Source organism: Candidatus Thiodiazotropha sp. AKAK3 (assembly GCF_058244645.1).
This window is the reverse complement of the sequence record NZ_JBSYOQ010000078.1, coordinates 1-11,286: the sequence shown is the minus strand read 5'-3', so window position 1 is coordinate 11,286 and position 11,286 is coordinate 1. Positions and strand designations below refer to the sequence as shown.

Here is an 11,286-nt window from a genome sequence, read left to right as displayed (position 1 = left end):
CGGCACCCTACTAAATTCCCGTGTAGGGTGCCGCCCCTGGCGCACCGGTCGCTGTTTCAGCAATTGACCAGCTATCTGGAACTTCTTCTTTTGTACCGCTAACCTACTTTCTCTACCGCTTCGACTGAACCTTCCGGGCAGTTTTTCTGTAACAGCTCCAGAAACTGCTGTGTACAGGCGTCCCAGGAGTAGCGTTCAGCATGTTCACGGCAGCTTCTCCTGTCGACTTCCAAGGCTCGGGTGGTGGCTGTTTTGAGGTCTTCGTCCATCCAGCCGTTGAGGCCGTTTTTAATCACATCCAGTGGCCCTTCAACCGGGTAGGTGGCTACCGGTACGCCACAGGCCATGGCTTCCAGCATCACCAGGCCGAAGGTGTCGGTACGGCTTGGGAAGACCATTACGTCTGCTGAGGCAAGCAAACTGGCAAGCTCGCCATTTTTCCGGTAACCGAGGAAACTGGCGTCTGGGTATTGCTCTTTCAGGCTTGCCAGGGCGGGGCCGTCTCCGATAACAACCTTTGAACCGGGGATGTCGAGATCAAGGAAATCCTTGATGTTTTTTTCCACCGCGACCCGTCCAAGATAGAGTGAGATAGGGCCTGGAAGATCGAGCACTTTCTCCTCCCTGGGCACGAAATGGTCGATGTCTACACCCCGTGTCCAATATTCGAGGTTCTTGAAACCATGCGCCTCTAAAGTCGCTTTCATGGAACTGGTTGCAACCATGGTGACCGCCGCTTTGCTATGGAAGGTTCTGACAAAGGCGTAGGAGAGTGAGAGAGGGATTGGTGCACGCAGACGCACATACTCCGGGAATCGGGTATGGTAAGTCGTGGTGTATGGGAAGTTATTACGCAGGCAGTAGCGGCGGCCAGCCCAACCGATCGTTCCTTCGGTGGAGAGATGGATCGCATCGGGCTTGAACTCGTTTAACAGCTTATTAATCTTACTGTAGGGAAAGAGTGAAAGTGGTATGTCTGGATAAGTCGGCATAGGCAGCGTGCGGAATAGTTCCGGATTGATGCACAGCACCTCATGGCCCCACTGCTCCAGTATCGATATGGTTTTGTTAAGCGTACGTACGACGCCGTTAACTTGTGGGTACCACGCGTCCGTCAGTATCGCTATCCGCATATTGATCTTTTTTCCTATCCAGTAGTTGCATTGATTCGTCGACCCAATGGATCAACTTGAGGGAACCATCGGTCTCTTCAGCAATGGCGGTACAGCTTTCAACCCAGTCACCACAGTTGGCATAGGTCAGCCCTTCCAGATCATTGATGACCGCATGATGAATATGTCCGCAGATGACCCCTTCCAGATCCCGTTCACGGGCTGTCTGGATCACCGCATGTTCAAAGTTACCGATATATTTAACTGCTTCTTTGACCTGGCGTTTGAGGTAGGCCGAGAGGGACCAATAACCGAATCCAAGGCGGCGTCTTGCCAGGTTAAACCAGCGGTTGAGCCATAGCAGCAGGTCATAGGCATCACTGCCGAGATGAGCGAGCCATTTGTTGTTCATTACCACACCATCGAACTCATCCCCGTGCAGCACCAGGAAGCGTCGACCGTCAGCTGCATCATGTATGATCTCTCGATGAATCTCGATGCCTGAAAAGTGGAAGTTCAGGTAGTCCCGCAGCAGTTCGTCATGGTTGCCCGGGACATACACCACCCGGGTCCCTTGTTTGGCTTTTTTAATAACCAAGTTGATGATTTCGTTATTGATAGATGGCCAGTACCATCCTGATCGCATTTTCCAGAAATCGAGAATATCCCCTACCAGGTAGAGATTTTCGCTCTCTGTGTTTTTAAGGAAATCCAGCAGGTACTCGGTGCGGGCAGCTCTTAAACCGAGATGGGTATCGGACAGAAACAGGCTTCTATATTTCAGTGATGCCATCTGACTTCTCGCTTTGTATTGGCCTCGATTCACTGTGTGCGAACCTTAGTGGTTTCCTGTTGCAGTTTTATGAGAGGATGATGATTTGTTTATGACAGGGTCGATTTTTTAGGTCTAAGCTGGTAGAAGAAGCCGCACTATGGTGATGCAAAACGAAAACAATGTTGGGCTCCGTCGATTGATCAACGCAATGCGTTTCTCAATGAAGGGATTTCGGTCTACCTACAAGAATGAGGAGGCGTTCAGGCAGGAGGTTCTGCTGCTGATCATTCTGGGTCCTTTGGGGCTCTGGTTGGGGGATACTGGTATCGAGAAGGCGCTGCTTGTCGGGCCTCTGCTGATTCTACTTATTGTGGAACTGCTCAATAGCGCAATCGAGAGCGTCGTTGATCGCATAAGCACCGAGAATCATAAGCTCTCGGGTCGTGCCAAGGATCAGGGCTCGGCCTCAGTCTTTGTATCACTGTCACTGGTGGCCCTGTGCTGGATATTAGTGCTGTTTTTCTGACCTCTCAGAACAAATTTAGGAGTGATGCATCAGACTTGAATTATGAACCAGATAACTGAACCTATGGCATTGGACGCCACAATCCGCAATGCTGTGCGCGCTGTAATAGTTCGTAATGAGGCTGTATTGATGCAGAAAAAATGGGCACAAGAGAGGGGCGTCTGGTACACCTTGCCAGGTGGAGGCCAAGAGGTGCAGGAGACACTGACTGAGGCTCTGCAACGGGAGTGTGAAGAGGAGATTGGTACGACTGTTGAGGTGAACGGTTTACTCAGCGTCGCCGATTTTTTTAAACAACGTAAAACAGAGCCCCCTACAAGACGTCATCTGATCGAGTTTTTATTTGCCTGTTCAGTGTCTGAAGATTATCTGCCTAAGTCTGGCACGCACCCCGACAAACACCAGGTAGAGGTTGTCTGGCTCCCTTTTGCGGAGTTTGCAAATGTCTCACTTTTCCCCACCAGTCTTGGTGTCGATCTGCAACCTTTGGTCGAAGGCAATAAACCACTCTACCTGGGAGTGATCGACTAAGATGTCGCTACCAAAAACAATCAATGAAAACCTACATTTTCTTCTGGTGGAGATTGGCTCACATCTATCGGTGTTGAAGGAGTATCTTAATCTTACGGTTACTACCCCGCCATCCCGCCTGATAGAACGGCAGGGTTATGTCGAAAATCTCAGACTGAGTATTCACAACCACTGCATGTCGGAGATTTCCACTACTGAGGCTCAATCTGGGGCTAGTCAGCTATTGCGGGCTGTAGCAGATATTGCCACTCATTTGGAGAGAATATCCGAACTCAGCAGAGAGGCGATGTTACAAAGTTTTCAGGTTCAGCAAAGGCGCCTGCTGAAGCGTGGTAAGTATCTATCAATGTTGGACAGAGTGAGCAGTGCCCTGGATATGATCGAGCCGTCACTTTCTGAAAAAGATACCCGACGGGCACTGAAAATCGGTCGTGTTGAGCAACGTCTCGATCAAGCTTATCAAAAGCAGTTGTTGAACTATTCGAAACAACTGAAGAAAGATAAGCGTCCCGCAGACCATATCTCCCTGATTATGCTGGGACGCAGTATTGAACAGATGGGTAATGCACTGTTGCGTATCAGTGAGGCAATCATCTCCGCTTCCATGGGGCAACATTTCAATACCGATCGCTACCACACTTTAAATGCATCGCTTACTGAACTGAAGGCTGTCAATGATAACGAGGATCTTCAGGTTCATACGATAGCAGAGACCAAATCAGGTAGTGCGATCAATGCGGTTGCCAGTGTAGGTGAGCCTGGTTATCACGGTGTTTTCAAGGATGGCCGAAAACGAAAACTGAAGGAAGAGAAGCAGCGCGTAAACGACTGGCACGAGATATTCCCAGGGCTGGCGCCAAAAATACTCGCCTATCAGAAGCGTGGTGACTCAGCGGCATTATTGATCGAACATCTGGCTGGACAGACCTTTGAACAGATCCTACTGAGTGGTTCAGATCGCCTTTTTGAAGAGAGTTTTTATCATCTAACCAACACGCTTGGTCAGGTGTGGAGTGAAACCCGAACCAAAAAGCCCGTCTCAGCAAGCTATATGAAACAGCTCGCCAAACGTATGGATGATGTCTATAGCATACATCCGGAATTCAATCAGACCGGAGCGTCAATTGGTTCGCAGAAGTTGCCCTCATTTGATAACTTGTTAGAAAAGCTTCAGCAGTTCGAGGAGGATGTTCGGGCTCCGTTTTCAGTCTATATCCATGGTGATTTCAACATCGATAATATTATCTACGATCCAGATGAAAAAAGGATCAATTTTATCGATCTGCACCGATCGCGATATATGGATTATCTGCAGGATATAACTGTTTTTATGGTCTCGAATTACCGCTTACAAGCGTTTGATCCCCGTGTAAGACAACGTATTGCTGCCCTGTGCCAGGGTATCTATCTATTTGCCCGTGCTTATGCGCGAAAAGTTAATGACGAAACCTTTGAGATCCGACTGGCATTGGGTTTGATTCGTTCTTTTGCCAGCTCAACCCGTTTCATACTCGACAAATCCCTTTCCAGGGCAATGTTCTATCGCGCCGTCTATCTCATGGAACGGTTGCTTGTTACAACGTCCAAACCCAAGCGCCAGTTCAAGGTGCCGATTCAGGAGATATTCATTGGTTAAAATTAAAATCGGGGTTGTTGGTATTCCCGGTAAGTGGTCCACAGAGGCATTGGCTGACGCAGTGGAGGAGGCCACCGGTTATCGCCTGGTAATCGACATGGCGGAAGTGACGGCCGAGCTTGATACGGGTCGCTTGGTCTATCGCGGTGAGGATCTTACTCAATTCGATGCGCTGCTGGTTAAAAAGATCAGTGCTGAATACTCTCACCACACTTTGGACAGGTTGGAGATGCTGCGTCAACTGGAACGGGCAGGGGTTCGGGTGTTCAGTCGGGTTGAAAGAATCATCCGACTTATAGATCGTCTCAGTTGCACTATGTCCCTATACAATGCAGATATTCCCATGCCTGAAACCCGGATAACTGAAGATCTTCAAGAGGCTGTGAATACAGTAGACCACTTTGGCTCGGCAATTTTCAAACCCCTCTATTCCACTAAAGCCAGGGGGATGACATTGATTGAGAGTCAGCTTGGGGCTGAGCAGGTGAAAACAAAGATCAGCGATTTCCAAGCTCAGAATCCGGTGATGTATATCCAGAAGAGACGACAGCTACCCGGTAAGGATCTCGGAATGGTATTCCTGGGTGGCGAGTATCTTGGCGCCTATGCGCGGGTCGGTAAAGAGGGAGCCTGGAATACCACCATCCTCAGTGGCGGTCGCTATGAAGGGTATCAGGCCAGTGATGAGTTGGTCGAATTGGCAACCAAGGCCCAAGCGGTCTTTGGACTCGATTTTACGACTGTTGATGTGGCAGAGACAGATCAAGGGCCAGTGGTGTTTGAGGTCTCTGCATTTGGTGGCTTTCATGGTGCGCTGAAGGGAATTGGTATCGATGTGCCTAAACTCTATGTCGCCTATGTGCTGAAGGAGTTGTCTGCATGAGTGAACATAAAGAGAACGCGTTACCAGTAGATGCTGAAGCTGCTGCCAGATTATTGATGCAGGGCCAGACATTGTGTGAAAAACAGCTCTATCTGAGCCTGGGTGATTATTCTCTCGCCATTGCTTCAAACAGCCAGCCACTTCTTAATTGTTTGTCACAATATTTTTCCCACCTTCCTCAGCAGCAAAACAAGGCAGAGAAGACGGTGGTTGCGATTGAGAGTGATGTGCTGGAGAGTGGATTATCCTTCATGGACTGGAAACGGGAACCTGGTAAAAGCGGTCGAAAGGATGCCTATATTGAATTGCCTGATGGTCGTCTTCTGCTGAAAGTTCGCACCGGAATGATGTTTCTGCAGAGCCAGGAGCGGCTTATCGCAGCCGGTCCCTGTCTGCAGTACGACAATCAGCTTATCAATTACATAAACTCGCAAATCATGAACTGGCTGCAGCATCGGAATTGGTTGATCAGCCATGCAGCAGGTTTGATGCTGGGAACCAATGCCTTGGCCATTGCCGGTTTTTCGGGGGGTGGGAAGTCCACTTTGATGCTCCATCTGATGGAACACCCAAAAAGTTGTTTTCTAACCAATGACAGGCTCTTTTTAAGAGCTGGTGAATCTGCTGTGGAGGCTGTGGGGATACCTAAGCTACCTCGTATCAACCCCGGTACAGTGGTTAATAATGAGCGCCTGAAGAGTTTAATCAATGAGCCCCGCCGTAGCGAACTTCTGCAGATGCCAAAACAGGATTTGTGGGATCTCGAAGAGAAATTCGATGTTGATATTGAACATTTCTACGGTAAAGGCCGAATCAATACATCGACACCAGTGCCCTTGGCTGGCCTGTTGATCCTCAACTGGAATCGGGAAGAGACGGCACCTGTTGAGATAAATGAAGTAGTTCTTAGCGAGCGCAGTGAATTATTGAAAGCAGTCATGAAATCACCCGGACCTTTTTATCAGGATCGACAGGGGCAGTTTCTTGAAGATGAAGACCCCTTGCCAACAGAGCCCTATCAGTCATTACTGAAAGAGATCAGTGTTTATGAGGTGACGGGACGTCTCGATTTTGAAGCACTGACAGCATTGTGTTTTGAACGCTGGGGCAGTTGATCAATTAAGAGTTGGGTTGTCGTGAAAATTACCGGAACTATGTAAGAGGTATAGAGACAATGGCGCGTGAACTGATGTTACTCAGACATGGGAAGTCTGACTGGACAGAGCTGGTGGAGGATTTTAAACGACCCCTGAAAGATCGCGGTAAGCGGGGAGCGCAACGCATTGGAGTGTGGCTGTTACAACAGCGACTGCAACCCGATTATGTGATCAGCTCTCCAGCGGAACGTGCCATCATTACAGCACAAAAGGCTGTCAAAGTGATGGGGCAGGATGCAGATGCAATTATTCAAGAGCGGCGAATTTATGCTGCCAGGGTCGATGATCTGTTAAAAGTCCTTGCGGAAATCCCCGAAGATGCCAAACGTGTTTTGTTGGTGGGGCATAATCCAAGTCTTGAGGCATTGACAGAATATCTGGAAGGTAAGCGGATACCCCTACCTAAGGATGGCAAGCTTTTACCTACTGCAACAATTGCTAGAATAAAAATGCCATCAGATTGGCAGAAGCTGAAACCTGGCGATGGAAAGTTACGCACAATTATCCGCGCAAGCAGTCTGGATAAAAAGTTCCCATATCCAGATCACAGCAGTTCAGAGATGCGCGATCGTCCTGCTTATTACTACAATCAGTCGTCAGTGATTCCCTATCGCATCAAAGATGGGAAAGCTGAAATTCTACTTGTCAAATCCAGCAAGCAGAAGCATTGGGTTGTACCGAAGGGGATAAGTGAGCCCTGGATGACCCTGCAAGCCTCAGCTGCGAAAGAGGCGCTTGAAGAGGCGGGTGTTGAGGGTGATGTGGGGCGTGATTCTCTGGGTAGTTATACCTATGAAAAATGGGGGTCCGAATGTTCAGTGGAAGTTTACCCGATGCTGGTTAAAAAAATGATCCCTGAAGATCAATGGGAAGAGCGCCATCGTGGGCGTGAGTGGTTGTCACCTGAAAAAGCCATTGAACGCATTAAGCAGGCAGAGCTGAAACCATTGATTAAACAGTTGGCAAAACGCCTTTCGAAAAAGAGATGACCATTCCATTGCGAGAACAATTATTCTTTCTGGTGTCTTATGCCTAGAGTAATCGCTGCACTTTTACGACACGGAGAATACCATCAGCTAGAGAATACCCCCAGCGCCTGGCAGCCGTTTCAGTTAACAGATAAAGGATTAGAACAGGCCAAGCGTTCTGTATCTCTGTTACAAGGGGCGCTGCAGATGTTTAACTGGGATCTATGTCCGGTGATCGACAGCTCACGACTCCTGCGGGGTTGGCAGACTGCTGATGCAATAGGAGAAGGATTAACTAATATTCTTTCTTCGCCGATAGGGATTGAATCATTTGATGAACTGGCTGAACGTAGCCTGGGGTCTGCTGCCAACCTGACACTTCAGCAAATTGAGTCAATAATAGAATTGGACCCACGTTTCAATGAACTTCCAGCGGATTGGAAATCGAACAGTCAATATCAATTGCCTTTGCAAGGCGCAGAGTCATTGATGCAGGCAGGCGAAAGAGTGGCCAAACATTTAGATCATAGAATGGCTGAACTACAACAGCGGGTTGAGACCGATACAGTGAAACTTTTTGTCGGCCATGGTGCTGCTTTTCGACATGCAGCACACCGTTTGGGCGTAATGGAGTTTGATCAGATTGCAGCGCTGAGTATGTACCACTGCCGCCCTGTTTTTTTAGAACGAAGATACGCAGGATCCTGGCGTCATCTGACCGGAGAGTGGAAGGTTCGCTCGCGAGGAGAGGCATTTGTCGATTAAGGCTGACAATACAACTAAAAAACACCATCATAAGCGGCTGCCAAAATATCATGGGCTGAAGTGGATTACACCGGATTTACCCACCACCAGCGAACTCTGGCCACTGGGTAAACAACGCTCTATCGTCAAGGAGAGAGGACAGCGCAATTCAACAGAACGATTACTCAATGAAATATTGGTCAAGGAGAAGTGGCAATGGCCTAAACGAGAGTTGATGTTCTTTTCTGACTTGCATGCTGACACTGATGCTTTTATCGCTTCTCTGGTGGCATCTGGTGGTGTCAGAAAAACCGGTGATAAAGATAGCGATTTAAAGTTGACCCAGAGAGGTCGTCACGCCTGTTTTGTAATAGGCGGTGACTGCTTTGATAAAGGGCCAAGTAATCTAAGATTACTAAGGGTGATAGCTCGTTTACGAAAGCTCGGTGCCCGGGTCTCTATATTGGCGGGAAATCATGATATTAGAATCAAGCTGGGCATCTCTTCTGTAGGCATGGATGCAGACCCAAGGCACGATCATTTCTTTATTCGCATGGGAAGTAAGGCGGTTCCCATGTTACGTGAGATTGCTGATGAGTATCTGCAAGGCAAGTCAGCATTGAAGGGTATCCCCCCAACCAGAAGTTGTCGTCGTTTGCTCTATCCTCCCAAGCGATGGTTTACTGAATTCCCTAAAATGGCTGGTTGGGTGATGCCAGAAAAGCGCCTGGCCAGAGAGCTAAAACGCTTGAAAGAGAAGATAGAGAGTTTTGAATCAGACTGTGAAAAGGCAGGGCTATCGTTGCGGCAGGTCTATGCGGCAGTACTGAAATGGCAGGCCCTGTTTCTTAAGTCGAGTGGTGAATTCAGCTGGTTCTTCAGGGATATGAAATTGGCTTGTCGTCATGGCTCCTTTCTGTTTGTTCATGCGGGAATTGATGACCGAATGGCTAAACTGATCAATCGCAAGGGGGTTAAATATCTGAACAATCAATTCAAAGAGGATATCGATGATGAGATATTTGAGTTTTACTACGGCCCTCTGGCGAATGTGATTAGAACAAAATATCGGGATGTGGATATGCCGTTGACCCGCAAGGGTGTCAAACTGATGCATGAAATAGGGATCTATGCGATTGTGCATGGACATGCCAATCGTTATCACGGTCAACGCATAATGTTACGCAAAGGGCTGTTAAACTTTGAGTGTGATGCAACTCTTGATCGACTCTCCCGTAAAAAGGAGGGATTGAAAGGTGAGGGGGCAGCAGTGACCATCTTTCACCCCGACAGACTTGTGTTGGGAATCAGTACCGACTATCCCCAGATTAAAGTATTCGATCCGAAGTCTATTATGATAAAGAGAAAAGCACATGCGCCAGGGTAAAAAAAATTTCCGTCATGAATCAATTCAGGATAGAGCCTCAATACAGAGTTTATTGAAATCTATTACTCAAGGGATAGGCAAAGGCAGCTTAGTGCTTAGTGACGATGAGGGTGAGATGGAGTTGAAACCTGATGGCTTATTACAATTGAAAGTGACCGCATCACAGGATACTGACAAACACAGACTCAATCTTCGGATTACCTGGACTGCGGCTAATGGTGAAGGGAAAAAGCAGAAAAAACTGAAAGTAAAATCGGGTTGAATCAGTCGCTCATCTTACTAGGGCCTGAGTTCGTCACAACTATCTTAGACTGCAGGTGATCGAATCAAACCTTAGCATGGATGGTGTGAAGCGGAATCCGGAATTATTGGCGCACTGCTCTCCCGGATTCCGTTGCACTCCATCCAGGCTACCTTGCTTGGTATTTTTTAAAGAATTTTGCGGTAAGGTGCTATTAACCGCCATAGATGGCTTATGATCGAGACAGCAGAGATACAACCAGACCTGATCCAGCAACTGGCAAAGCTACTGCGCCATAAGGCGTATCGCATGGTTGTCGCAGAATCATGTACTGGTGGATGGCTTGCCAAGGTTTTGACCGATCTCCCCGGCAGCAGTGACTGGTTTGACCGAGGATATGTCACTTACAGCAACCAAGCCAAACATGAGATGTTAGGCGTCAACCAGGAGACCTTGAATCAATTTGGTGCCGTTAGTCTGGAAACAGTTCAAGAGATGACCAAGGGGGCATTAGATGAAAGCGGGGCGGATGTTGCAGTCGCCATCAGTGGTATTGCAGGCCCAGGGGGAGGGAGCGATGAAAAGCCTGTCGGTACGGTCTGTTTCAGTTTTTTGTTTTCAAACGGTGAGAGCGTGTTGGATCAGCTCTGTTTTAAAGGGGATCGTGATCAGGTCAGGCGGCAGTCGGTGATCCATGCACTCGAAACAGTCATTGAACAGTTAAAGCATGTCTGACCAGCGTCTATTCTTTGCCCTTTGGCCCAGTGCTGAGGTACGGGATCAACTACATCAATGCCTGGAGCAGGGACCATCCGTAAAAGGGCGTCCTCATCATCCAGCAGATCTGCATATGACTTTAGTCTTTCTCGGACAGGTGAGGGCAGAGCGGATCACCTGTATCAGAGAGGCAGCAGATTCGATGGATGTGCAAAGTTTCTCCCTGCAGATCGATCATAGCGGATATTGGCCAAGGCCTAAGATAGTCTGGGCTGCACCTGAAACTACACCTCATCCATTAACCCGGTTGGTCGATGATTTAAAACATCGATTGACAAGTTGCGGATTCGAACCGGAACAGCGGCCCTATCGTCCCCATGTGACTCTTTATCGGAAAGTGCCACACCATCAACCATGGCGTTTGCAGAGTGCTATTCAATGGGATGTTAATGAGTTCGTTCTGGCAACCTCGAACAATCCCGGGTCGAATCAGAATAGGTACCAAATATTGGATCGTTGGCCGTTACAACAATCGGATAACAGCCAACAGTGAAGTGGTGGGGCATGGCCCCACCCTACAGTTTATATCGACAGGTAGGGTGGGGCCAT

General features: G+C 48.3%; 13 protein-coding genes. 11 read left to right on the top strand and 2 right to left on the bottom strand.

Annotation, left to right across the window (positions count from 1 at the left end; all coding sequences use genetic code 11):
• Positions 1–98 precede the first annotated feature (98 nt).
• Both AC4IE7_RS21465 and AC4IE7_RS21460 read right to left on the bottom strand, forming a co-directional pair.
• Positions 99–1,133, bottom strand: coding sequence for a glycosyltransferase family 4 protein (locus tag AC4IE7_RS21465; protein WP_490778928.1), 1,035 nt, complete (start codon positions 1,131–1,133; stop codon positions 99–101).
• Positions 1,090–1,905, bottom strand: a complete 816-nt coding sequence (locus AC4IE7_RS21460) for a UDP-2,3-diacylglucosamine diphosphatase (RefSeq protein WP_490778927.1) — start codon at positions 1,903–1,905, stop codon at positions 1,090–1,092. The genes AC4IE7_RS21465 and AC4IE7_RS21460 overlap by 44 nt, the downstream gene beginning before the upstream one ends.
• A gap of 145 nt (positions 1,906–2,050) precedes the next feature.
• Between AC4IE7_RS21460 and AC4IE7_RS21455 the strand changes: the two genes are divergently transcribed.
• The 11 genes from AC4IE7_RS21455 (at position 2,051) to thpR (ending at position 11,230) form a co-directional block, all read left to right on the top strand.
• The gene (locus tag AC4IE7_RS21455) at positions 2,051–2,413 is read left to right on the top strand and encodes a diacylglycerol kinase (protein ID WP_490778929.1); all 363 of its coding nucleotides are present in this window, start codon (positions 2,051–2,053) and stop codon (positions 2,411–2,413) included.
• 42 nt (positions 2,414–2,455) lie between these two features.
• Positions 2,456–2,944 (top strand): NUDIX domain-containing protein, encoded by a 489-nt coding sequence (locus tag AC4IE7_RS21450; protein ID WP_490778926.1) that lies wholly within the window; start codon positions 2,456–2,458, stop codon positions 2,942–2,944.
• Between the two features lies 1 nt (position 2,945).
• Positions 2,946–4,580 (top strand): phosphotransferase, encoded by a 1,635-nt coding sequence (locus AC4IE7_RS21445; RefSeq protein ID WP_490778925.1) that lies wholly within the window; start codon positions 2,946–2,948, stop codon positions 4,578–4,580.
• A complete protein-coding gene (locus tag AC4IE7_RS21440; protein ID WP_490778924.1) occupies positions 4,573–5,463 on the top strand; it encodes a GAK system ATP-grasp enzyme in 891 nt (296 codons plus the stop codon). Before AC4IE7_RS21445 ends, AC4IE7_RS21440 begins: the two co-directional genes overlap by 8 nt.
• Positions 5,460–6,578 carry an HprK-related kinase B gene (locus AC4IE7_RS21435; protein WP_490778923.1) on the top strand — a complete coding sequence of 373 codons (1,119 nt, stop codon included), beginning with the start codon at positions 5,460–5,462 and terminating at the stop codon, positions 6,576–6,578. The genes AC4IE7_RS21440 and AC4IE7_RS21435 overlap by 4 nt, the downstream gene beginning before the upstream one ends.
• A gap of 59 nt (positions 6,579–6,637) precedes the next feature.
• A complete protein-coding gene (locus tag AC4IE7_RS21430) occupies positions 6,638–7,609 on the top strand; it encodes a histidine phosphatase family protein (protein WP_490778922.1) in 972 nt (323 codons plus the stop codon).
• 39 nt (positions 7,610–7,648) lie between these two features.
• Complete coding sequence (locus tag AC4IE7_RS21425; RefSeq protein WP_490778921.1) at positions 7,649–8,353, top strand: histidine phosphatase family protein; 705 nt, start codon at positions 7,649–7,651, stop codon at positions 8,351–8,353.
• A complete protein-coding gene (locus tag AC4IE7_RS21420) occupies positions 8,343–9,719 on the top strand; it encodes a metallophosphoesterase family protein (protein ID WP_490778920.1) in 1,377 nt (458 codons plus the stop codon). Before AC4IE7_RS21425 ends, AC4IE7_RS21420 begins: the two co-directional genes overlap by 11 nt.
• Positions 9,706–9,981 (top strand): amphi-Trp domain-containing protein, encoded by a 276-nt coding sequence (locus AC4IE7_RS21415; RefSeq protein WP_490778919.1) that lies wholly within the window; start codon positions 9,706–9,708, stop codon positions 9,979–9,981. Before AC4IE7_RS21420 ends, AC4IE7_RS21415 begins: the two co-directional genes overlap by 14 nt.
• A 213-nt stretch (positions 9,982–10,194) precedes the next feature.
• Complete coding sequence (gene pncC / locus AC4IE7_RS21410; RefSeq protein ID WP_490778918.1) at positions 10,195–10,695, top strand: nicotinamide-nucleotide amidase; 501 nt, start codon at positions 10,195–10,197, stop codon at positions 10,693–10,695.
• Complete coding sequence (thpR, locus tag AC4IE7_RS21405; RefSeq protein WP_490778917.1) at positions 10,688–11,230, top strand: RNA 2',3'-cyclic phosphodiesterase; 543 nt, start codon at positions 10,688–10,690, stop codon at positions 11,228–11,230. The genes pncC and thpR overlap by 8 nt, the downstream gene beginning before the upstream one ends.
• Positions 11,231–11,286 lie beyond the last annotated feature (56 nt).

Coding starts and splice junctions, on each gene's coding strand:
- AC4IE7_RS21445 (WP_490778925.1), top strand. CDS start 2,946: ATGTCGCTACCAAAAACAATCAATGAAAACCTACATTTTCTTCTGGTG.
- pncC (WP_490778918.1), top strand. CDS start 10,195: ATGATCGAGACAGCAGAGATACAACCAGACCTGATCCAGCAACTGGCA.
- AC4IE7_RS21465 (WP_490778928.1), bottom strand. CDS start 1,133: ATGCGGATAGCGATACTGACGGACGCGTGGTACCCACAAGTTAACGGC.
- AC4IE7_RS21425 (WP_490778921.1), top strand. CDS start 7,649: ATGCCTAGAGTAATCGCTGCACTTTTACGACACGGAGAATACCATCAG.
- thpR (WP_490778917.1), top strand. CDS start 10,688: ATGTCTGACCAGCGTCTATTCTTTGCCCTTTGGCCCAGTGCTGAGGTA.
- AC4IE7_RS21455 (WP_490778929.1), top strand. CDS start 2,051: ATGCAAAACGAAAACAATGTTGGGCTCCGTCGATTGATCAACGCAATG.
- AC4IE7_RS21435 (WP_490778923.1), top strand. CDS start 5,460: ATGAGTGAACATAAAGAGAACGCGTTACCAGTAGATGCTGAAGCTGCT.
- AC4IE7_RS21415 (WP_490778919.1), top strand. CDS start 9,706: ATGCGCCAGGGTAAAAAAAATTTCCGTCATGAATCAATTCAGGATAGA.
- AC4IE7_RS21450 (WP_490778926.1), top strand. CDS start 2,456: ATGAACCAGATAACTGAACCTATGGCATTGGACGCCACAATCCGCAAT.
- AC4IE7_RS21430 (WP_490778922.1), top strand. CDS start 6,638: ATGGCGCGTGAACTGATGTTACTCAGACATGGGAAGTCTGACTGGACA.
- AC4IE7_RS21460 (WP_490778927.1), bottom strand. CDS start 1,905: ATGGCATCACTGAAATATAGAAGCCTGTTTCTGTCCGATACCCATCTC.